Source organism: Spongorhabdus nitratireducens, assembly GCA_947387575.1.
Lineage (GTDB): Bacteria > Pseudomonadota > Gammaproteobacteria > Pseudomonadales > Endozoicomonadaceae > CANDOC01.
In genome coordinates this window covers 179,835-203,150 of record CANDOC010000012.1, presented here as the reverse complement: position 1 = coordinate 203,150, position 23,316 = coordinate 179,835, and the positions used below count along the sequence as shown (strand labels likewise).

Annotated in this window: 17 protein-coding genes; 11 read left to right on the top strand and 6 right to left on the bottom strand. The window is 49.4% G+C overall.

The window, feature by feature from the left end; all coding sequences use genetic code 11:
• Positions 1-472 precede the first annotated feature (472 nt).
• Positions 473-1,198 carry a tRNA (N6-threonylcarbamoyladenosine(37)-N6)-methyltransferase TrmO gene (gene tsaA / locus ACYZZ0_RS20345; protein WP_461538498.1) on the top strand — a complete coding sequence of 242 codons (726 nt, stop codon included), beginning with the start codon at positions 473-475 and terminating at the stop codon, positions 1,196-1,198.
• 13 nt (positions 1,199-1,211) lie between these two features.
• Here the strand turns inward: tsaA and ACYZZ0_RS20340 are convergent, their stop codons facing one another.
• Positions 1,212-1,832, bottom strand: coding sequence for a LysE/ArgO family amino acid transporter (locus ACYZZ0_RS20340; RefSeq protein ID WP_461538497.1), 621 nt, complete (start codon positions 1,830-1,832; stop codon positions 1,212-1,214).
• Between the two features lie 211 nt (positions 1,833-2,043).
• Between ACYZZ0_RS20340 and ACYZZ0_RS20335 the strand changes: the two genes are divergently transcribed.
• Positions 2,044-2,505 carry a PaaI family thioesterase gene (locus ACYZZ0_RS20335; RefSeq protein WP_461538496.1) on the top strand — a complete coding sequence of 154 codons (462 nt, stop codon included), beginning with the start codon at positions 2,044-2,046 and terminating at the stop codon, positions 2,503-2,505.
• Between the two features lie 58 nt (positions 2,506-2,563).
• Here ACYZZ0_RS20335 and ACYZZ0_RS20330 read toward each other — a convergent pair whose 3' ends face one another.
• From ACYZZ0_RS20330 to ACYZZ0_RS20320, 3 genes are all read right to left on the bottom strand, one after another.
• Positions 2,564-3,667 (bottom strand): polyamine ABC transporter substrate-binding protein, encoded by a 1,104-nt coding sequence (locus ACYZZ0_RS20330; RefSeq protein ID WP_461538495.1) that lies wholly within the window; start codon positions 3,665-3,667, stop codon positions 2,564-2,566.
• Positions 3,668-4,116: 449 nt separating this feature from the next.
• Positions 4,117-5,220, bottom strand: a complete 1,104-nt coding sequence (locus tag ACYZZ0_RS20325) for a polyamine ABC transporter substrate-binding protein (protein WP_461538494.1) — start codon at positions 5,218-5,220, stop codon at positions 4,117-4,119.
• 259 nt (positions 5,221-5,479) lie between these two features.
• The gene (locus tag ACYZZ0_RS20320) at positions 5,480-6,667 is read right to left on the bottom strand and encodes a hypothetical protein (protein ID WP_461538493.1); all 1,188 of its coding nucleotides are present in this window, start codon (positions 6,665-6,667) and stop codon (positions 5,480-5,482) included.
• A 328-nt stretch (positions 6,668-6,995) separates the two neighbouring features.
• On the opposite strand from ACYZZ0_RS20320, the gene ACYZZ0_RS20315 reads away from it, so the two are divergent.
• The 3 genes from ACYZZ0_RS20315 (at position 6,996) to ACYZZ0_RS20305 (ending at position 10,953) form a co-directional block, all read left to right on the top strand.
• The gene (locus ACYZZ0_RS20315; protein WP_461538492.1) at positions 6,996-8,252 is read left to right on the top strand and encodes a valine--pyruvate transaminase; all 1,257 of its coding nucleotides are present in this window, start codon (positions 6,996-6,998) and stop codon (positions 8,250-8,252) included.
• A gap of 281 nt (positions 8,253-8,533) precedes the next feature.
• Positions 8,534-9,916, top strand: a complete 1,383-nt coding sequence (locus ACYZZ0_RS20310; protein WP_461538491.1) for an amino acid permease — start codon at positions 8,534-8,536, stop codon at positions 9,914-9,916.
• Positions 9,917-10,164: 248 nt separating this feature from the next.
• The gene (locus tag ACYZZ0_RS20305) at positions 10,165-10,953 is read left to right on the top strand and encodes a hypothetical protein (protein WP_461538490.1); all 789 of its coding nucleotides are present in this window, start codon (positions 10,165-10,167) and stop codon (positions 10,951-10,953) included.
• An 89-nt stretch (positions 10,954-11,042) separates the two neighbouring features.
• Here ACYZZ0_RS20305 and ACYZZ0_RS20300 read toward each other — a convergent pair whose 3' ends face one another.
• Positions 11,043-12,440: a YfcC family protein gene (locus ACYZZ0_RS20300; RefSeq protein WP_461538489.1), complete on the bottom strand. Its 1,398-nt coding sequence runs from the start codon at positions 12,438-12,440 to the stop codon at positions 11,043-11,045.
• 412 nt (positions 12,441-12,852) lie between these two features.
• Here ACYZZ0_RS20300 and arcA point away from each other — a divergent pair, with 412 nt between their 5' ends.
• Positions 12,853-14,079: an arginine deiminase gene (gene arcA, locus ACYZZ0_RS20295; protein WP_461538488.1), complete on the top strand. Its 1,227-nt coding sequence runs from the start codon at positions 12,853-12,855 to the stop codon at positions 14,077-14,079.
• Positions 14,080-14,201: 122 nt separating this feature from the next.
• On the top strand, positions 14,202-15,203 hold the full coding sequence (gene argF, locus ACYZZ0_RS20290) for an ornithine carbamoyltransferase (protein WP_461538487.1): 1,002 nt from the start codon (positions 14,202-14,204) through the stop codon (positions 15,201-15,203).
• Positions 15,204-15,298: 95 nt separating this feature from the next.
• On the opposite strand, the gene ACYZZ0_RS20285 is transcribed toward argF, so the two are convergent.
• Positions 15,299-17,557 (bottom strand): helix-loop-helix domain-containing protein, encoded by a 2,259-nt coding sequence (locus ACYZZ0_RS20285; protein WP_461538486.1) that lies wholly within the window; start codon positions 17,555-17,557, stop codon positions 15,299-15,301.
• Positions 17,558-17,904: 347 nt separating this feature from the next.
• On the opposite strand from ACYZZ0_RS20285, the gene arcC reads away from it, so the two are divergent.
• From arcC to ACYZZ0_RS20265, 4 genes are all read left to right on the top strand, one after another.
• Complete coding sequence (gene arcC, locus ACYZZ0_RS20280; RefSeq protein ID WP_461538485.1) at positions 17,905-18,840, top strand: carbamate kinase; 936 nt, start codon at positions 17,905-17,907, stop codon at positions 18,838-18,840.
• Positions 18,841-19,271: 431 nt separating this feature from the next.
• Positions 19,272-20,912, top strand: a complete 1,641-nt coding sequence (locus ACYZZ0_RS20275; protein ID WP_461538484.1) for a V-type ATP synthase subunit B — start codon at positions 19,272-19,274, stop codon at positions 20,910-20,912.
• Positions 20,913-20,916: 4 nt separating this feature from the next.
• Complete coding sequence (locus ACYZZ0_RS20270) at positions 20,917-21,510, top strand: V-type ATP synthase subunit D (protein ID WP_461538483.1); 594 nt, start codon at positions 20,917-20,919, stop codon at positions 21,508-21,510.
• Between the two features lie 5 nt (positions 21,511-21,515).
• Positions 21,516-23,315, top strand: a complete 1,800-nt coding sequence (locus tag ACYZZ0_RS20265; protein ID WP_461538482.1) for a V-type ATP synthase subunit I — start codon at positions 21,516-21,518, stop codon at positions 23,313-23,315.
• Position 23,316 lies beyond the last annotated feature (1 nt).

Sequence of the window (23,316 nt, the reverse complement as noted above, 5' to 3'; positions counted from 1 at the left end):
ATTGAATTGATCGAGTGATTATCCAGAAATAAATTTCCGAACAACACTTGCTTCGATGAAAATCTTTTATTCATCCATTACAAGCAAGTGCCCACACGAATTACTTGATTATCTTGTTAAAGAACAGCTTCCGAAGAAGTTTTCGCTGATGCTTCAGAGTGCGTCACCCCGTTCAGCGAGGCCGCTATCTTACCGCGACCGTTTTTGTTGTCAAGCACCGTGTTTGGCAGCGCCTGAATCAACATCCGGTCACTCAATGATTCGCTATGAATCAATCAATGTGGCCGGCAACGAGGAGCGCATTCTACGCAGAAACAGATCTTTGTCAACCGTCTTATATTATCCAGCACTATCTATATGCCTGAAGATCGCCTTCTACCTTCAAGCCAATATACGATGCACTTATCTTTAAGCAGGATCAGAGCGTATGATTGCCATAATTATTAATCTCCCTATCAAGTGAACAATCATCGTGGATAGCACGCTGCCGCCCAGTTACCAGTTTGAGCCCATTGGCTATATTCGATCCTGTTTCAAACAAAAGTTTGGTATTCCCCGCCAGCCCGGCTTGGCCCCCGCTGCTCATGCAACCTTGGAATTGCTACCTCCTTACAACCGCCCTGAAGCTCTAAAAGGTCTGAATGGCTTTTCTCATCTCTGGATCCAGTTTGTTTTCCATCAAACTGCAGATGAAGGATGGCGCCCGACAGTTCGCCCGCCCCGCCTGGGAGGCAGTACCCGGATTGGTGTTTTTGCAACACGTGCGACTCACAGACCAAACCCTATGGGTATGTCGGTGGTAGAGCTGCGAGGTGTTAGCGAAGCAAATGGTAGCTGCAGTATTGAGCTGGGCGCTGTTGATTTATTGGACGGCACACCCGTTCTCGATATTAAGCCCTATTTGCCTTACAGCGATTCCATTCCGGATGCCAAAACAGGTTTTGCGCCTGTTGCTCCAGAGCTTGTACCCGTCCAGTTTTCTCCAGCAGCAGATCAATACTGTATAAACTATGAAGCGGATCGTGGTCGTCCATTAAAAGCATTGATCGAACAGGTTATCAGCCAGGATCCCCGTCCTGCTTATTTACAGAGAAGGCCCGGACGCCGGCATGTGCTGGAGCTGTGGAATCTTGAAATTATCTGGTATTCAAAAGAAGATCACTTTTTAATCGATAGCATAGAGTCTGTAACACCATAATTCAGCGCTGGTGCTAGCCGAATTGCAAAACAAGGGAAACCGCAATGCTACACATAAGCAGAGCGGTTCCTCTATTAAGGTAACTCCAAGCTTTGGCATTATTTAACAGAGGGGCCATACGATATGCTCCCCAGCCAAACAGCAGAAACCATACCCACGAAGCCGCAATCCCGCCAAAAGTAAATCCACAGCGCTCCCATAAAGGGTATTGGGCTGCCAGCAGACCAATTAAGACGATCACCTCAAAAATTGCCTGTGGATTGATAAGCGCCAGACAGATACCTATTCCAAAAGTACGTAGCCCTGTCGTTTGATGTTCCAAATCGGGGTTCATCAACTTTTGAGGATCCGGTCTTTCGTGCCAGACCCTCCAGCTGTAACTCAGTAAAAAAAGTACACCAAACCATAATGCAGCCGCCTTGATACCTTCATGTCTTTCGATCAAGGCTCCGATCCCACATCCAGCCAAAATAAACAGAAAAGTATCGGCCAGGGCACACGCAGCAATAGCAGGAAAAACATGTTCACGCGCCAGTGCCTGCCTCAGCACAAACGCATTAGTCGCACCAATAGCGAAAATCATTCCCATATTGATGCCAAACCCTTTAATGAATGGAAGCCACAGGTCCGCCATGACCGAATAACCTCGCCTTTCGGCTATTGAGCTGACAGTTTTATTGGAGCTGTTTTTCAGTTATTTGAAATACAGAGCCGGAGCACCTGCATCTAAATTAGTCTCCCGGTGAATATTTCACACAAGAAAAAGCCCCATAAGGCAGCCTCGATAATTTGCAGTAAAAACATTACGCTTGCCTGAAAACAAAAATAAATCACAGGTAAAACAAATGAGTAATGAGCAACACTATCGTGCGCTTGAGGCAATGTATCAGGCTGCACCTCTGAACAAGTTCTATCTGCCTGAAATGACTGTCGAGGAAGGTACCGCTGAAATCACTATTGATATCGATAGCAAGCTGTTTCACAGCGGCGGAGCAGCACACGGTTCGGTATACTTCAAAGAGTTGGACGATGCGGCCTTTTTTGCCGTGAACTCTCTGGAGCCTGAAGTATTTGTTCTGACAACATCCTTTACCACCTATATCACTCGTCCGATCAGTCGCGGCCAGATGATCGCCAAAGGCCGGGTTGTTAACCGGAACCGTAGTCAGTGGATTGCTGAAAGCGTTGCATATGATAGTGACGGACGGGAAATTGCACGCGGGAATGGTATTTTTGTGCGCTCAAAAATGCTGCTGGCAGAGACACTAGGATACAAAGAGTATTTGAAGCAGAACATGTCAGTTTAAACATAAAAAAAGCTCGACCAGACAGTCGAGCCTTTCGACAACCAGAAGATCAAGCTGATCAGGTGCCCGATTTAACCCGGTTCCAGCCACGGGTCATAACCCGGATGATACTGGACGGCAGTTCATGGTAGGTGAACATGACACTGGCAGTCTCTTCATCAGGATAGATGCCCGGATCATTACGCACCTCGGCATCAACCAGGGCAGTGGCCGCACTGTTAGGGTTGGCGTAAGACACATAATTGGTAATTTCGGCAATCACTTCCGGACGCATCAGGTAGTTCAGGAATTTGTGGGCATTTTCCGGGTTCGGAGCATCCGCCGGGATACCGAACATATCAAACCACAGGCCGGAACCTTCCTTTGGCGTCACGTAAACAATTTTCTGACCGGTTTCTGCTTCTTCTGCACGATCACGCGCAATCAACATATCGCCGGACCAGCCTACTGCTACACAGATCTCACCACTGGCCAGATCGGTAATATAGCGGGACGAGTGGAAGTACTTCACATACGGGCGAACCGCAGACAGGACTTTTTCAGCCTCCTTGTAGTCTTTCTTGTTTTCGCTGAGCGGCTCGAGCCCGAGATAGGCCAGCGCATGCGGGAACATTTCAGTCGGAGCATCAAGGAAGGCTACACCACACTGCTGCAGCTTTTTCATATTCTCAGGGTTGAATACCAGATCCCAGCTATTCAGCGGGATATCCTTGCCCAGCACTTCACGCACCTTCTTTTCGTTGATGCCCATACCGGTGCTGCCCCACAGATAAGGGAAGGCATACTGGTTACCCGGATCAATCGCTTCCAGCTGCTTCATCAGTTTGGGATCGAGGTTCTTCCAGTTGGGAAGTTTGCTTTTGTCCAGCTTCTGAAATGCACCCGCCTTGATCTGCACGGCCATAAATTCACTGGTCGGCGCAACAACATCAAAACCGGAACGACCTGAAAGCAGCTTGCCTTCTAGCGTTTCATTACTGTCAAACACATCATAATTGACTGCGATACCGGTCTGTTTTTCAAAGACAGGAATGGTGTCTTCAGCAATATAATCAGTCCAGTTATAAACGTTCAGTTCCTGGCTCTCTTTCGCGCTTACCGCAGAGGTCATCACACAGGCTGCAGCTGTCGCCAGTAAGCTTTTAACGAAAGCATTCTTCATCAATCGGTCATCTCCACTAATGAAGGTATCGAGCCGTACCCGGCTCATTGAGTTGTTATAAGATCGGTACCAAACAGGGGCATATAACAAAACCGCCCGGTATGGGGTCAGCACCAAACCGAGCGGTATATCTACAGTGAGTTTTTCAGCAAGTCAAACCTGCTGAAGCCCAACACTTCTATTAGGTTCTGTTGACATAAGTTTGCAGCACTCAGTGGCCCGTAAAGCTGTCATACGCAAGGCGGGCTTGTGCTGGACATAGTGGTTCTATGTTCGCATAAGTCCAACGCTGTCGGATGGCAGTTTTACGGGCCACCCGAAGGGCCAAAGCGAGAGCTTCCGTGGACGGCGTTGCAACAGCTTGAAAGACATGAGTATTCCGGCGCTGTTGCGTCTTGCCACGAAAACTCTCGCTTTGGCTGAGCGCAGCAAACTTATGTCAACAGAACCTAGCTGCCGGACTTGATCCGGTTCCAGCTACGCGTCATGGTTCGAATAATTTTGGGCGGCAGCTCACGAGTAGTGAACATGATATCTGCCAGCTCCTCATTCGGATAAATGCCCGGATCATTGGCCAGATCTTTGTTTACCAGCGAGGTTGCTTCCTTGTTCGGGTTGGCAAAGTTCACATAGTTGGTGATATCTGCCATAACTGCCGGCTCCAGCAAATAGTTCAGGAACTTGTAGGCATTTTCAGGATTCGGGGCATCGGCCGGAATACCAAACATATCAAACCACAAACCGGTGGCTTCACGGGGAATAATATAAGTAATCTCATTCCCGGTTTTGGCTTCCATTGCACGATCACGGGCAATATACATATCGCCAGACCAACCCACTGCAACACAGATATCACCACTGGCCAGATCAGTAATATAACGGGAAGAGTGGTAGTACTTCACATACGGGCTGACGGCAGACAATACCTTTTCTGCTTCTTTGTAGTCAGACTTCTTCTCGCTCATGGGATCATGCCCCAGATAAGCCAGGGTATGGGAAAACATTTCGGTCGGTGCATCCAGGAAGGTCACACCACACTGCTGCAGCTTTTTCATATTTTCCGGGTTAAACACCAGGTCCCAGCTATCAAGTGATACATCATCACCAAGCACTTCACGTACTTTCTTGACGTTAACGCCAAAGCCCGTGGTACCCCAGAGATAAGGGAACGCATACTCATTGCCCGGATCAATGGCAGCCAGTTTGGCCATCAACTTGGGATCAAGGTTTTTCCAGTTAGGCAGCTTGCTTTTGTCCAGCTTCTGGAAAGCACCGGCTTTGATCTGCACCGCCATGAATTCGATACTCGGCGCTACGATATCAAAGCCGGAACGACCGGAAAGCAGTTTGCCTTCAAGGGTTTCATTACTGTCAAACACGTCATAATTGACATCAATACCGGTACGCTTTTCAAACACTGGTACAGTATCTTCGGCAATATAGTCGGACCAGTTGTAAACATTCAGCTTTTGGGTAGCTGCCGCACTGACAGCTGTAGACATGACACAGGCCGCTGCAGTGGCCAGTACGCTTTTAATGAAAGCGTTATTCATTAGACGGTGATCTCCAGTAATAGCATGCGGCAAGCCGTAACAAGCGTTAAAAACTTGTTATCCAGTGCCGCAGGCATTTTGGAGATTAAGCAGACAACTGCAAAGTGTGAGAAGTCGAAAATAACGGATAGCTTGTAACGAGACGTATAAGTAGTTATCCCCTGCCTTATTCCCTTCTAACAATCAGAGAAACAAACAACAGGAAGGAATTACATTGCCCTTGTGTGTTAACAAGGGCAATGTAATTTGGACTCTTATCTTAGTCGGTCTTATTAACAGTTACAGGACCTGAAGGAGGAGGAGGGGGAGGGGGAGGGGGAGGAGGTGCAGCCGAGGGCATTCTGGATACCTCCGTTTCCTCCGGTTTCAAAAACTCATCGTAAACTTCAGCCGGAATCTGTGTTGACAGTTTTACTTCATTCTTCAAAAAATCTACCAGGATTGGGCATTCAGATGCCATCTTGGCCTTTGTCTTCCAGGGCCAACTCATCATTAACGACGCTTCAAGATCGCCACCCTCAACACCTTGCCTTTGCAGATACGTTGTTACCGTTGCCAGCACTGGCTGGTCTTCGACCATTGCAGACCATCCCAGCATCATAGAGGGGGATAGATTATCAAGCAAAGTAAATGGCACCGGGGCAGTCATCCAGTTCGCGAAAGCCGGAACCTTCAGTATTTCTAAAATAATTTCGTCAAGAGGCGATACAGCTGCATCGTTGGTCAAAGCCAGCGTCATATCGGCTTGTAAAACCAGAGATTGAATTGCTGACAGCTTACTCATTCCTTTGTCACTGGCAAGCTGTGCAATACCACCCTCTTCCTCCATCTTCCTCAGAATCCATGAGGACATCACTGTTTTTACAATATTTCCCAGAGCCGAATGCAGCGGAATTTTACTTTCCTTTTCTACATCGATTTCTGCAAAAATGAAGTCATGCCCCAGAGCCACCTCACGAGCACCAACCAGCCCTTGAGACGCCAGGTCGAGCGTTAAAGATGTTGCAGTTTCCTCTTCCTCAATCAGAGGCTCCGCAGTCTCTTCACTTTCTGCCAAGGCAATGACAAAAGCTACATTGTTATGAATCAACCTTGAGACAAGGGCAGCCCCTTCTGGAGCATTATTGTCAAGCATGGGGTAAGCCACACTTCCAGTATTATTCACAACAAAGTGAAACAGCCTGGCGATATTGACTGCCTGCTCCTGTTCTATTTCATCGTGAACAAAGAAAACGACACCATAAACCCATATTGCTTGATTGTAGCCACGATCCTTCATTACCTGTAAGGGGCAATCAACCAGTTTAAAAGAAGGTGGGTTGGTTTTTAAATACGCAGGAAAACCAGGAAAATTAACAGTATCTGAGGGGCCTTCATCTATCCAGACATCCTGAAATTGATCAGATTGATGATCAGGGTTACCCAGATCATCCAGGCCTTTGCCCATATACGTCGCAGCAAAACTGAATTGTGTTATTAAACACAATAGCCATAACCAGAGTGAGTGTCGTATTTTCACACTTTACACCTCGTTCACAATTGAGATATCGATGCTTTGTGTTTTGGCTTCAGGGTAGAGTTATGATCAGCAGGATAGACCAGACTTTCCGAGCAGGAGGAAGATGAAACGTAATAACCTTATAATCAAAATTGTACTTCTCCCCCCCGTATCCGATAAACTTTCCCCACATCTTTGGTTTACATTGACTGCTTACAGGCTTTCAGCCCACAAATAATCATAATGCAGTTGATACAATCACTCTTCTGAGGAATTTATGAAGCTGTCCAGATTTGGTGAAAAGTTCACTTCTCGTTCCGGCATTTTGTCGCTGATGGATGATCTGGGCAATGCGCTGGCAGAAGGTGACAAGATTATGATGGGCGGTGGCAATCCAGCCCATATTCCGGAAGTAGATGCTATTTATCAGCAGGAACTTAAACGGATTGTTGACGATCAGGCTTTGTTTACTCGACTGGTTGGTACTTACGATCCACCTCAGGGCGAGAAAGAGTTTGTTCGGGAACTGGCCGCCTACCTCAACCGCCATTTCAACTGGAATCTGACTGAGCGAAATATTGCCCTGACCAACGGCAGTCAGTCAGCATTCTTTATGCTGTTCAATATGTTTGGCGGTGAATATGCCGATGGCTCTGTCCGTCGTATTCAGCTGCCCATGGCGCCGGAATATATTGGCTATGCCGATGCCGGTCTGAGTCATGATTTCTTCAGCGCCGCCAAACCCGAAATCGAATTACTGCCGCATAACCAGTTCAAATATCATGTAGATTTCCACGGTTTTCAAATTCACGATACCACCGGTGCTATTTGCGTCTCCCGCCCGACCAATCCAACTGGCAACGTAATTACTGACAAGGAACTGGAAAAGCTGCGAGCCCAGGCCTACAAGCATGATATTCCTTTGTTGCTGGACAACGCTTACGGCCTGCCCTTCCCTAACCTGATTTTCACTGAGGCGACTCCGGTCTGGGACGAAAATATTATTCTGAATATGAGTCTGTCCAAACTGGGACTGCCTGCAACCCGTACCGGAATCACTGTCGCCAGGGAAGAAGTTATCGCGGCCATGAGTGGTATCAATGCGATTACCTGTCTTGCGCCTGGCACACTGGGCGGTCTGATGACACTGGAACTGATTCGTGACGACCGCATCGACAGCCTGTGTAACAATCAGATAAAGCCCTTCTACCAACAGAAAGCAGAAGCCGCGGTTACCTATTTTGAAAAAATCATGGGGGACACACCTTACCGGGTACACAAACCGGAAGGTGCAATGTTCCTGTGGTTATGGTTTGAAGGTTTGCCAATCAGCAGCCAGGAATTATATGAGCGGCTGAAGCAGCGTGGAGTAGTTGTCGTCTCAGGACATCATTTCTTCCCGGGCATTGATGATTCACAATGGGCACATCAGCATGAGTGCCTGCGTGTTACCTATTCCCGCGACCAGAAAACCGTGGAACAGGGGCTGGATATTATTGCGCAGGAAGTGAAAGCTGCGTTCTCAGCATCCTGAAGTCTTCTTTTTAGAAAAATCAGGGCCTAACAGCCCTGATTACATTAAATCCCCATACAGTTTTGTCTCGAAGCGCGAATATTTATAGCAATACAGTGCGTTATTTATTCGTCTGACATTTTTTAATTCGTAATTTGCTTATCTCCGCAAAGCCAGTCTATTCAGGCAGCTTCGCCAATCTCTGGTTTTAGCTATCAGTGTCAAGCCGCACTTTACCTGATACGGCATATTCTGCTGCTTGGATATGATGCCGGGCTTATACAATTTGACTGAGCCCCTGTATGAACACCCCGCCCGTTTCGGCTACCGCAGGCACTTCATCCACCAGCAATACCGCTTCAGGTAAACGCCAGCTGGGAATCTGGATGTGTACTTCGCTTGTTATCGGAAACATGATCGGTTCCGGTATTTTCCTTCTCCCTTCATCTCTCGCAGCTCTTGGCCCAATCAGTATTGGTGGCTGGTTATTTACCGGAGCCGGTGCACTGTTGCTGGCGCTTATTTTTTCCCGCCTGAGCCAGATGCTGCCCAGTGCCGGCGGACCTTATGCCTATTGCCGCCAGGGGCTGGGCGAGTTTATGGGGTACCTTATTGCCTGGGGTTACTGGATCGGCCTGTGGACGGGTAATGCTGCAATTGTGGTTGCCATGACGGGTTATCTGGGCACCTTTTTCCCTATTGTCAGCAACAACCCCATCATCGGAATGGTCGTTGCACAAAGTGCCGTCTGGATTTTATCCTGGCTGAATATTCGAGGCGTCAAGAATGTGGGCACCCTGCAGCTGGTTACAACGGTGCTCAAGCTTTTGCCGTTGCTGGCTATTACCGTTGGCGGGCTGTTTTTTATGGCACCGGAAAATTTCTCTCCGGTAAACCTGAGCGAGCAAAGTAACTTTGGCGCCCTGACATCTTCGGCAGCACTCACTCTCTGGGCATTTCTGGGGCTGGAATCCGCAACGGTACCGGCAGAAAATGTTAAAGATCCGCAACGCACTATTCCCCGCTCAACCATATTGGGAACACTGTTTGCTGCGCTGCTCTATATCATTGCCACCATATCGCTAATGGGTCTGATTCCACCGGCAGAACTGGCTGGCTCAACTGCACCTTTCGCAGACGCCGCCATTCGTATGTGGGGACAGTGGGGTGGCTATGCCGTCAGTATCGGTGCCATTATCTCCTGCCTTGGTGCACTGAACGGCTGGACCCTGATGAGTGCACAGGTTCCCATGGCAGCAGCTCGCCATGGACTGTTCCCGGCATGCTTCAGTCGCCTGAACAAAAAAGGTACACCTGCAGCCGGTATCATTATCAATGCCATCATGATCAGCCTGCTACTGGCGGCCAACTTCAGTCGCGGTCTGGTTGAGCTGTTCAACTTTGTTATCAACCTCGCAGTTATGACGACACTGTTACCCTACACCATGGCAACCGTAGCTTATGTGCTGCTAAAAATTCGCGGTACCCAAACTGATAGTCAGCTTAAGACCAGTGATATTGTTATCGCTGCTCTGGCCTTTATCTACTCCGTCTGGGCACTCGCCGGCTCCGGCCCTGAAATTGTATACTGGGGCTTTCTGTTGTTGCTGGCCGGCATTCCTATTTATCTTTGGATGAAATGGCAACAGCGCCATCAGCCTCAGGCTGAAATGCTGACTCCCTGAGAGCCTGTCTGCCATAAAACCACTCATTGCAGAGCCCGCACCAAGCGGGCCTTGCAAACCCTACAATCAGAACTAGATTTATCCTGTCTGAAGCCTGATTCAGCCTGAGCTATTATCCTGAGCAAGGATAAAGCGTGCTGACATCTCCGGAGCAGTCAATGATTGGCTGTACCGGGGTTATTTCATTTGTAGCACATCCGGTTCCCATTTCATTTTCATTGCAGCTTTCCTGTCGCAGGAGGCAGTTCATGATCAAAAAGTACAGACCACCGATATTGACAGGTTGCTGCGTACTGTTGTCCGTTCTCTGCTCCCCTGCTTTTGGTGAGGCAGAGTCAGGGTCAGTGAAAGCACCCCAACCAACTGCTCAGGTTCAGCGCCAGCCCGGTTTTCTGAGGACCGATCGGCTGCAGCAGATGCTCAAAGCGATAGAAGAAAAAAAGCCGGGTATTGAAATAAACGGTATCGATATTGATCAGGTGGATGATACAAAAACCTCAGTGGCATTAATTGAATACCAGATTGATCATCAGCACCGCATGATGACATTTGATATCAATAATAATGAAATCCTGGATGACCACGCTTTTGCATCAGGCAGGGAAACCGCCAGTCAACGCCTTGACGAGATTCTGCACAAGGTCAGGCTGAGAAAACCCGGCATCGAGATTATCAGTGCTCATATCGAGGAATATGACAAAGGGCTGGTAACGGTTGTCGATTATCGTGAAGGTAGTGAGCGACGGGTTATGGAGGTAAATTCCATTACCTCAGCCGTCCTGAGTGACCATGTTTACAGCCAGCCCAAAAAAGCTGAACTGAAGCCTATCAGGGATCTCATAAAAGCTGTTGAAGCACAACACCCGAACTCCATTCTTGGTCGGCACTACCTGCGCCAGAAGGATGGCAGACTGGTTCGTATTCTGTTCTTCACCGATGGGCGCAAGCAACGACGCCAGATGATTATGGATGCTCGCACGGGAGAAATTTTATCTGACCGCACCACTCCCTGGGTCTCCCGCAGTGGAACCAGCTGAGCACCACACAGGGAAAACAAACAGGAAGCAAAAAGGCCGGTGAGTATCCCGGCCTTTTTGTTTCTTGGGCAGCACTCTCAAAGGAATACTTAAAACAAAGCTGCCACACTGAAACATATCAGCAGTAGAACAAAAAGTACCAGCAACAGAGGCCAGACAAATACCACCCAGCGGTCAAACGATATTCGACCTATCGCCAGCCCGCCCATGATCACCGCAGAAGTGGGTGTTACCAGGTTGAGCAAACCGCTTGCAGACTGGTAGGCAGTGACGACGAGATCACGGGCGACACCGGAAAAGTCTGCCAAAGGCGCCATAATCGGCATGGTAAGTACCGCCAGGCCTGAGCTGGAAGGGACAAAGAAAGAGAGTATCAGTTGGATGATAAACATCAGATTAATGAACATTACAGATGAAACATCATTCAACGCCTGTTCAGACCAATACAGTATGGTATTGGTAATCTGACCGTTATCCATTATCACCACAATGCCACGGGCCAGACCAACGACCAGCGCTACCCCCAGCAGATCTCTGGCACCATCCACAAAATTTGATGTCAGCTCCTCTTCACTCATTTTTCCCAGCAGGCCGGTCACAATCGAGGCCACCAGAAACAGTGCTGACATTTCAGCCATCCACCAGCCCCGTACAGAAACCCCGTAAACCATAATGACAAAGGCCAGCAGGAACACGACCAGAATCAGTTTTCTGGCACCGGTGAGTTCCGGCATGCTGCCTTCATCCCTTCCCTGCAGAAAATGCTTTTCATTATCTTCCTTCTGTTCGGCAACCAGAGACAGTGCCGGGTTTCGGTGTACCTTTTCGGCGTAACGCATCACATAACCGACACAGATCAACAGCCCGACAATATAAATCATTAGTCGCATATCAATGCCATCGGTGAACGGAACACCTGCGGCATCAGAAGCAATGACCGTAGCAAACGGGTTAACAGTAGAGCCCAGAGTACCGATCCCTGCTCCCAGCATAATGATGGCAACAGCCGTCATCGCATCATATCCGGCACCGATAATCACCGGGATCATCAGTGGATAAAACGCCAGCGTTTCCTCCGCCATTCCATAAATAGTGCCCCCCAGAGAGAAGAGGAACATCAGTATCGGAATCAGCCATTTTTCCCGTCCTTCTAGGGCTGCAGTCGCCTGATTGATACCGGCATCAATCGCACCGGTTTTAGTCACCACTCCCAGAAACCCACCAATAAAAAGTACGAATAGAGCGACATCGATTGCCCTGGCTTCATAGCTATCCGGATCAAAAAAGCCACTGATCGGAGCCAGTACAATCTCTTCAATGCCTTGCGGGGTTGGCTCAACCTCTTCATAAGTCCCGGGAATCGGAGTATCCCGCCCCAATTCTTCGCTTAACTGTGTCTGATAAACCCCTGCAGGAACAACCCAGGTCAATAACGCCACGAAAACGATCAGCAACATCAGGATGGTGTAAGCTGATGGAAACTTCATACCTTTCATAACCTGATAACCCTTGCCCTATAAAACCGCCCGACCAGCGGTAGTGATGCAGGACTCCGTGAGAGCTGAGCCTTTCAACAGCCAGTGTTCAATCGCTCATACCGGACAAACCGGCGTAAAGACACACGACAAACAACCGGTAAGGAACACACGAAAGTGACTATTTACAACTAACCATCGCGAAAACTAGCAATAGCGTTCGGAAACAATCCCGAAAGGCCAAAGATGAAGTGCATTGGTCTGAATACAGTTCGTTAACTTATAGACCATCCCTTCCCGATTACCAGCACAGCCAGAGCCAAGAGCTGTTCACTGAACAGCCAACATGCAGCCACCTGAAAAATCGGTTTATTGCTATATTTTCGGGGCGAGCGTTATTTCATCTGACCAAAGGAGTATGCTCATGTCCCGATTTTATGTCGGATCTGAAGTGGGCCAGCTCAAAAAAGTGTTGCTACATCGGCCTGAGCTCTCTCTCCGCCGTTTGACTCCATCCAACTGTGAAGACCTGCTGTTTGATGATGTACTCCGGGTCGAACAGGCTGGGCAGGAACATGATGCGTTTCAGAAAGTGCTGCAGGATAACGGTGTTGAAGTCTTCCTTTTAAAGCAACTGCTGGCAGAAACCCTCGCCGACCCGGAGGCAAAAGCCTGGGTACTTGATCGTCAGGTTTCACCCTATCGTTACGGACATGAGCTTGCCAAAGAGGTTCGAAGTTACTACGAAAGCATGAGTGACCGGGACCTTTCCCTGCATCTGGTGGGGGGATTAACGGTTGATGAACTGGGCTCGGAAAGCAGCAGTATGGCCCTGGGCGTTATGGAAAGCACTGACTTTATTCTGGACCCCATTCCAAACCATCTGTTTACCCGGGATACATCCTGCTGGGTCTATGGAGGGGTATCCGTCAACCCGATGGCCAAACCGGCCCGCAAAAGGGAAACAGTTCATCTCAGAGCCATCTACAAATTTCATCCGATGTTCCGCGGTGAGGAATTTAATACTTATTTTGGTGATGATGACCGGGACTTTGACCACTCCACTATCGAAGGCGGAGATGTGCTGGTCATAGGTAAAGGTGCGGTTCTGATCGGCATGTCCGAACGAACGACACCACAGGGTGTTGAGCATCTGGCAAGAGGGCTGTTTAAAACCGGTCAGGCAAGCAAGATTATTGCCTTGCAACTCCCCAAGGCCCGCAGCTGCATGCACCTTGATACTGTGTTTACCCAGATGGACTACGACTGCTTCACCTTTTATCCCGATATCATGCGGGATGATATTGCCTGCTGGGAACTCACTCCGGGCGCGACTGAAGGTGAAGTAGTGTTTACCAAAATGAAGGACAGCTTTATTAAATCCGTTGCCCGGGCTCTGGATGTCGATGAATTACGGATGATTCCCACCGGCGGTGATATCTTCGAAGCCGAGCGGGAGCAATGGAATGACGCCAATAATGTACTGGCGATAAGACCTGGCGTCGTCATCACCTATGAGCGTAACGCCTACACTATAAAGAATATGGAGCAGGCCGGTATTACCGTATTACCTATTCCCGGTGAAGACCTTGGCCGGGGTCGGGGTGGTGCCCGCTGTATGAGCTGCCCGCTGGAACGGGAAGGCATCTAGGCGGGTCTAGCCTCACATTCGGACCGCACAGCATTTCGGCACCAGCACCACACTGCGATAGTCATTACTCGCTTCCGGATTGATGACTATACGTTCTGTTCAATGATAAAGAGCATATTACGATGGCTTTTAATCTACGTAACCGCAGTTTTCTCAAGCTTCTTGACTTCACCTCCAAGGAAATCCAGTACCTGCTGGATCTTTCCAGAGACCTGAAACGCGCCAAATACGCAGGCTGTGAGCAACAGCGGCTTAAAGGCAAAAACGTTGTGCTGATTTTTGAAAAAACCTCGACCCGTACCCGCTGTGCCTTTGAAGTTGCCTGCTTTGACCAAGGGGCTAATGTCACCTTTATTGGAGGCGGCTCTCAGATGGGCCACAAGGAAAGTGTAAAAGATACTGCCCGAGTGCTTGGCAGAATGTATGACGGCATCGAATTCCGGGGCTCGGTACAGGAGCATGTCGAAGATCTGGCTAAATATTCCGGTATTCCTGTATGGAATGGCCTGACCGATGACTGGCACCCGACCCAGATTCTGGCTGACTTTCTGACCATGATCGAACACGGACGAGGCAAACAGCTGCATCAGATGAAGTTCTGTTATCTCGGCGACGGCCGTAACAATATGGGCAATTCCCTGATGGTAGGTTGTGCCAAGATGGGTGTCGACTTCAGGATTGCAGCACCAAAGGCGTTTTTCCCGGAAGAGTCGTTGGTTACACAGTGTCGTGAAATTGCAGAGCAGACCGGCGGCAAAATTCTGTTATCAGAAAATGTCGATGAAGCCGTTAAAGATTGCGACTTCCTTTATACCGATGTATGGGTATCGATGGGTGAGCCAAAAGAGGCCTGGGATGAGCGGGTTAGTTTGATGAAGCCTTATCAGGTCAATATGGATGTGATCAAAAAGACGGGCAATCCGCATGTGAAATTCCTGCACTGTCTCCCCGCCTTCCACAATGATGAAACGGTTGTCGGTAAAGAGGTTGCCGCACAATATGGAATGGCAGGCCTTGAGGTGACTGAGGATGTTTTTGAGTCAGATCATTCTATTGTCTTTGATGAAGCTGAAAATCGCCTGCATACGATCAAAGCAGTAATGGTCGCCACTCTGGGCGATTAATTTCAGCCCACTGACAATATACCTGACTATACCTTGGCTTCGAGCTCCCTCTATTAAAAAGCAAGAGGCCAAGGGACTTCCTCAATGTAAGAGCGTTACTGCATACTTTCTACAGGTTCTGATCCAGGGATTTCCAGTACAGCAGCACTCCTATCCTGTTGTGCGTAATACCCTCCTATCTCTTCTGTTGCTTTCAGAATAATCTTCCATTCTACTTTAACTTCAGTTTTGAATTTATATGTCAGTACCTTCTGTAATTCATTACGATAGTGTGTGTTTTTTGCACGACGCTTGATTTCAATAATATTGTGCTCAGACTTTTGTCCTTTAATAATTACCTTTGAGCTATCAAAATCGCGAAAATCTATACTTTTACCACCATCAGGGACAGGCATAGAACAAAGACAAGTTAATGCCATCTGGAGAGTATCAGCTTTAGATGTACGAGGCGTACAGCCCGGTATCACTTCCTTGAGTCCATCGAGGTATCCCTTGCCCGTGTGTCGACGAGCGCGTTCCAATGCAGCATGATGCATTCTCACGGCACCATCATCAGGAGAATCTTCTTCATCAGACATCATCAATTCAACTGTAGTTGAAACTGATGACGCCGATTGACTACTGATTAACTGCTGGCTGTCATCATCCGTGTACACCCCGCTATCAGTAAGCGAATCTGTTCTTGAAAACTGAACATCAATTCGGCTTTCAGGCTGTACTGTAACAAAAGGATAACTATGCTCTTCTGATTTTTCAGTATCCGGGACAGACTCAATATCAGGCCTGACTAAACAGATTTTTTTGGCTCTCTGACTATTGTCTGTCACATCAGAACTTATTGACCTGCGCTTCAGTTTTCTTTCTACTTCAACAGCGTCAAAAGAATCTAAATCAATCTCGCCAGATCTGACTAAAGCAATAAAAGTGAGTAGATATGAATAACGCAACACCATAGGTTCAATATTGAAAGCCTTTATCACTTGTTCATAACCTTGTAGACAAGCCAGATAAATCAGTTCAGGCTTTGGCATCTCAAAGCCATACTGCTGTGCAGTGTCTGACACAAGGAAGCGAGCATACTGAACTCTCTCCTGCTCAAACTCTTCCTGCTCATCTGTATCATCTGAGTCAAAAAGAAAGTAGTCCGGTGAATACCCCTGAATTTGTTTTTGAACCTCCGGAGGGAGCAGCCAGGTAGGATATTCGTAACTAATACCCGGCATACTTTCGAAATTATCTTTATAGTATGTCATCAGAGCATCAAGCTCTCCCCTGTCAGCTGCGGCAAGGAAGCTCAGCATAAACATATGGCATGAAGTGAAATCTTCCTGCAATAAATATTTGGGGTACCAGACATGAATACTTTCTTCGGGATAGCCGATTCGTAGAGTTCTTTCAATTTCAGGCATTATCTGCTGGGTTAATTTGTTTCCACTACCCAAACTGTCACCAACAAGACAATACACGACATTTTTTACAGTATCCTGGCAAACCCTTAACATCAGACAGTGCATTCCATAATCATCCCTGAAAATCACAGAATATTTTAAAGGCCTGTCTTTTTCGGGATGCATCAAAAATTCTTTCAGTTCCACCATTCCATCACAAAAAGATATTCGCTTCTTTTTTGCGAGATATTCCAGCATACGCAGTGGTAGATGATACTCTCCGGGCGTTGCAACCAATTGCAGATCACTGGCAGGACAGCACTGCCAGTCTATTCTGACCTGAGGGTTCGTTTGAACTTCTACGAGCTGTTCCTGAGATTGATGTAATACCCAGGACCTGTTTCTCCTTTTTCTGTTTCTTTCAAGCAGGGCAACTTCACTTCCCTGGATGACTTGCTGACACCCCTTGAGCTTTCGTTCGTTTTCAGCCCTGTTATATACGAGAATAAACTGAACTGCCTCAGGTATTCGTCCCAAGTCACAGCACGGTATACCTCCCAGACCTTTCGCTGCACTTGCAGATAAATTAAGCCCTATACACAAAGAATCTTCGAGTTTCGAAAATCCTTTTGAGCCCCAGTAACCACAAAATATGGAATCCATTTCCGCTGGAGGGAAACTGTTCAATGACCAAACGGGCAGCTTTATTTCTTTGACCTCGGAAAACATGCTCAGGTCAGCCAGTTGAATGAGCTTGTTGCGAATTTCGGAGCGTAAATGCACCTCCCGCACAGGCTGGCCGGTAAGAATATCGATACCAAATTCCCAGCGAGAAAAATCACGGATCAAAGCCCGCAGAACAGGCTCCTGATTAATATGCCATTCCCGATTCAGGGTTTCAGCAACAGCAAGATCCTTATCTTCAATGATGCGGCAGTGACCACAGCGAGCAAGCAGCAACGCCAAAACAAGTATCCAGCAACAACCCAAAACTGTCTGGTCTTTACATAAAATCGAGATACGCACAGAAGCATGATTCCCGTCGAGTGCTTGAGTGTCATTCGGCTGTCACACAACTTCTGGTTTTTTTGACCAGAACTGTTCACAACCAGCTTCATAGCAACCTATCCACCCTGAGTATGTTGCTCACCTTGTAAAACAAAACTTGTGTACACCAAGCAAACATAGCTGCTCAACCAGATTCAGACGCACTTTTACTACACTTATTACTTTATGATTTCGACATAGTTGTCCTTTTAGGTTATTCCTGAGTCAGGTCCATCCTCCTTCTCTGTCCAGTCAGGAGACATACTATGCTGGTAGTGATTGCACTCGGCGGTAACGCCATTCTGCAACGAGGCCAACCGCTTGAAGCTCATATTCAACGAGAAAACATTCGTGCCGCGGCAAAGTCCATTGCCGAGGTCGCAAAAGATCATCAGGTTGTTCTGACCCACGGCAACGGTCCCCAAGTCGGTCTGCTTTCCCTGATGAACGAAGCCTATGAAGAAGTCAGCCCTTATCCGCTGGATGTTCTCGGTGCTCAAACCCAGGGCATGATCGGCTTTATGTTCGAACAGGAATTACGTAACCGACTACCGGGCCGCAAAATCTGTACGATATCCACCCAGACGATTGTTGACCCTGATGACCCGGCCTTTGAAGATCCCACCAAGTTTGTCGGTCCCGTTTATACCTACGAAGAAGCCCAGCTGATGGCAGAGGCCAATCCGGGTTGGAACATCAAGGCAGACGGCAACTACTTCCGACGAGTGGTTCCTTCTCCCGAGCCTCAGGAGATTCTGGAGCTGCCCTCCCTGAAACACATCATATCCAGTGGTGACATTACCGTTATCTGCGGCGGTGGCGGTGGCATACCTGTTCGCCGTGACAGTGAAGGCCTGTTGCACGGGGTAGAAGCTGTGGTTGATAAAGACCGGGCTTCACGAGTATTGGCGGAAGGTATTCATGCCGACGCATTATTGCTACTTACCGATGTAGACAGTGTCCACACCAAGTACGGACAACCGGATTCAAAACAGATCAAGGAGATAACACCTGCCGAAATGAACCGCTTCGGCTTTGCGGACGGCAGCATGGGGCCTAAGGTGGAGTCCGTATGTCATTTCGTAAGATCGGGTGGTAAATTCGGGGCTATCGGTTCGTTGGAGAAAGCGGCCGAAATTATGCTGGGTCAGTCAGGTACTCACATCAAAATGGACGTACCGGACAACGTGATCTATTACTAGTTCCTGTCGTACAGACAGGGGCAACTTGCAGGGGCTGCTCTTTTTGACTGCAACTACCGCAGTTAGATGAAGCAATAGTACCCACAGGCAGGTTTGATGTCAGCAGCCGTCCTGCGGTATCTCGATGATCCACATCATCCGGATAGGCAGGGCGCTATGCTATTTTGAACCAGCCAGATTACAGACCTGAAACGCTCACCACCCTGACAGCTTCACTTCAGGCATGGCGAGCCACAGGATACACCCGGCAGGCCCTCCTTTTTTTCTGCGCCCTCAAGTGTCTGGCTCTGTGTTTTCACAGTGCGATGCTTTTATTTGCAGAATCAGGAGAGCGGCTTGTTTGCATTCCGATCAGTTTTGATCAAAAGCAAACAGCGGAAAACTGTGCTTCAGGTTGGATAACCCCTGGAAGAATTCATCTGCACGCTCTGATGCTGCAAGGATTTTGGGGTTTCCCGCAGCATCTTTCATTGGCGCATACCAGCCCGAGCGCCGGGCTGGTAGCCGGCATATCTGACTCAACAGGATTATCCGACGAGTTCAGACAGGCCATTGGCTACATGGCACCTACGCCGTCGCCATCCTATGGATGCCTTGTCACCCACCGGATGTTCACGCTGTGCTCAGGCTGTCTTGTTGCGGCAATTAATGGCGGTTGTACCGCTCCAACGACATATAGCCCTGTCAGCAGGAAAGCAGAAATGTCACAAAGTCTGTTACGTTATACCAACATACTGAGCATTGTCGGGGATATCATCACCGTTCATGTTCCCAACCTTACCGAGGAAAACGCCCGTGCCCTCAACGGCGACCTCGCACTGATCGAGCAGGACGGCCAACCCTACTCCCTGGCACAGATCATCAAGCTGGATCGCGAGACTGTTGCACTGCAGGTCTTTGCCGGCTGTAAGGGTCTGTCCACCGGTGCTGCGGTCTGCTTCCTGAGCGAGCCGATGAAAGCGACCTACAGCCCGAACATTCTGGGTCGTATCTTCAACGGTGCAGGTACCCCGATCGATAACGGCCCGGCTCTGGAACAGGATCCGCGTATCGAGATCGACGGCCCATCCGTTAACCCGGTTCAGCGTGTACTGGCATCTCGCATGGTACGTACCAACGTACCGATGATCGACGTATTCAACACGCTGGTTGAATCCCAGAAGATTCCGATTTTTTCCGTATCCGGTGAGCCCTACAACCAGTTCCTGGCCCGTATCGCGATTCAGGCTGAAGCCGACGTGGTAGTGTTCGGTGGCATGGGTCTGATCTTTGACGATTACCACTTCTTCAAGAGCAAGTTCGAGGAAGCCGGCGTATCTTCCCGTACTGTCATGTTCTCCAACCAGGCTTCCGACCCGACTGTAGAACGTCTGATGGTGCCGGATATGGCTCTGGCTGTGGCCGAAAACTTCGCCACCAAAGAAGGCAAGAAGGTTCTGGTACTGCTGACCGACATGACTTCCTACGCTGACGCGATGAAGGAAATCGGTGTAGCGATGGACAAGATCCCGGCTAACCGTGGCTACATGGGTGATCTGTACTCCCAGCTGGCCAAGCGTTACGAAAAGGCTGCCGACTACAAGGGTGCCGGCTCCGTAACTATCCTGGCGGTAACCACCATGCCGGGTAACGACGTAACTCACCCGGTTCCGGATAACACCGGTTACATCACCGAAGGTCAGTTCTACCTGCACGGCGGCGTACTGGATCCGTTTGGTTCCCTGTCCCGTCTGAAGCAGATGGTTATGGGTAAAGAGACCCGTGACGACCACAGCCAGATCATGAACACCATGATCCGCTTCTACTCCGACTCTGTGAACGCGAAGCAGAAGCAGGCGATGGCGTTTGAGCTGTCTAACTACGACCTCAAGACCATCAAGTTCGGCGATCTGTTCCGTGAGCGCTTCATGAGCCTCGACGCTAACATGACGCTGGAAGAAGCCCTCGACCTGTCCTGGGAGACCATGGCCAGCTGCTTCACGCCTGAAGAAACCCTGATGAAGCAGAGCCTGATCGACAAGTACTGGCCGGAACGTGAACAGGTATCAGCAGAAGTAGCAGCGGAGGCCTGATTCCATGGCCAAGATTGCGCTTAACAAAAGCTCCCTGAACAAGGAGAAGCGCAACCTCAAGACGTTTAACCGCTACCTGCCAGCGCTGGAAATGAAACGCCAGCAATTGATGGCAGAACGGAAGAAGGCGGAAGCAGCTCTTGAGGAAGCGCAGACCCGGATTCAGCAGATTCAGTTCGATGTCGGCCAGCAGTTACCGATGCTGGCCTCTGAAGATATCGCTGTAGACGACCTGGTGCGTGTCACCAATGTCGTGCTGAGCGAACAGAACATCGTCGGTACGGCTGTTCCCGTGGTGGAAAAAGTGGAAGTGGAAGTCACCCCCTACAGTTTCCTGACCAAACCCCACTGGGTGGATTATCTGGTCGAAAAGCTGCGCGAGATGGCTGAACTTCATGTTGAGCTCCAAGTGCGCAAACTGCGCCATCAGGAGATCAGCAAAGCGACCCGTACCACATCCCAGCGTGTCAATCTGTTCTCCAAGGTTCTGATTCCCCAGACCCAGAAGAACATTGCGAAGATCAAAATCTTCATGTCCGACCAGGACCGCGCCGGTGTTGTGAATGCGAAAATTTCCAAGACCAAGATTGTTGGATAAGCCTCATGAGTATCAAGAAGCTTAAGAAAATCACGGTCTACGGGCTCGCCAGCGAGAAAGAAACCATTCTCAGTGGCCTGCAGGAAACCGGGTGCGTGCACCTGATACCGCTGACCGACACACAGACAAGCATGGAAGGTCAGCTGACCGAGCCCCAGGCTGCCAAAGAGGCACTGGGCTGGCTCAACAGCTGTCCGGTCAAGCGTCGTGAAATCCATCGCAAAGATGCGGCGGATGCCGATGAAATTGTTCGCCTGGTGCAGGACAACAAAACCCGTCACCGTGATACCAGTGATCACCGTGATGACCTGACCACCCGTATTCAGTCCGTTCGCCCCTGGGGTGAAATCAACTTTGTTCCCCTGGAACAGATGGACGGTATGCGACTGTGGTTTTATGTTCTGCCTTATCAGGACGCCAGCGCACTGGAAGAACTGGAACTGCCAAGCCAAGTTATTCACCGGGATCAGAAGAACATCTACGTGGTGTTGTTGTCCCGTGAAGAACCGGCAGTCGATATTCTTCCGGTCAAGCGTTCTCACGTCGGCGAGCATCCCCTGTCCACGCTGGAACGGATGCTGGAAGAAACCGAGGTCGAACTGGAAGACATCCAGGGCGAACGTGAAGCACTGACCCGCTGGACATATGTACTGGATCAGGCCATTGCCCGTCGCGAAGACCGCAAGGCGCTGGACGACGCTCAGCGTATTGCACTGGATGACGATCAGTTCTTCCTGATTTCCGGCTGGGTACCGGTTGATGAAGAAGCACGGGTACGTGCCTTTATCGAACCGATGCCTGCCGCAATGACACTGGAAGACCCGGCTGAAGATGACACCCCTCCGACCCTGCTGGAGAAATCCGACAGTACCGGTGGTGGCGCTGACGCCATGGGCTTTTTCCAGATGCCAAGCTACCGTGCGTGGGACCCGGGCAACCTGGTGTTCTACTCATTCTCTCTGTTCTTCGCCATGATCATGAGCGATGCCATGTACAGTGCCATACTGGGCGGCATCATCTTCATGTGCCGTGGCAAACTGAAGCAGAGTGAAGCCGGTTCCCGCCTGATGAACCTGGGCTACTTTATGGCAGCCCTCGGCATCATTTGGGGTGTCTTCATCGGCAGTTACTTCGGTGCTTCGCCGGGTGAAGGCGGCCTGCTGGGCAAAATCGCGTTCATTAACCTGAACGATTATGGCGCCATGATGAAATTATCCATCGTCATCGGTGTCGGTCATTTGATGATTGCCAACATCATGACCGCCTGGATCAACCGTGATCGCAGCTATGCTCTTGCCCCCCTGGGCTGGGCCGTACTGGCTGGCGGTGGCCTGTTGATGTGGCTGGGTTACATGGGTGCTCTGGGAGCAGCTTTCCTCGACCAGATCGGCCCCGGGCTGATGATTGTCGGTGGCGTGCTGATTTTCCTGTTCACCAGCACCCGTCCTGTCAAATCTGCCAAGGATGTCGTTATGCGGGTTCTTGATGGCCTTAATGCCATCTACAACGTAACCGGTATTTTTGGCGATGTACTCAGTTACATGCGTCTGTTTGCGCTGGGTCTTTCCGGTGCATCCCTGGCCATGACTTTCAACTCGCTGGCAATGGACGTTCTGCACAGCAGCCCGGTTACCGGTGTGCTGTTTGCCGGAATCATCCTGCTCCTGGGTCACCTGCTCAACTTTGCACTTTGTATCATGAGCGGCGTGGTTCACGGCATGCGTCTCAACGTCATCGAATTTGTTAAATGGGGCCTGTCCGACGAGGGCTACCCGTTCACTGCTTTTAGTAAACAAGAGGATTAAA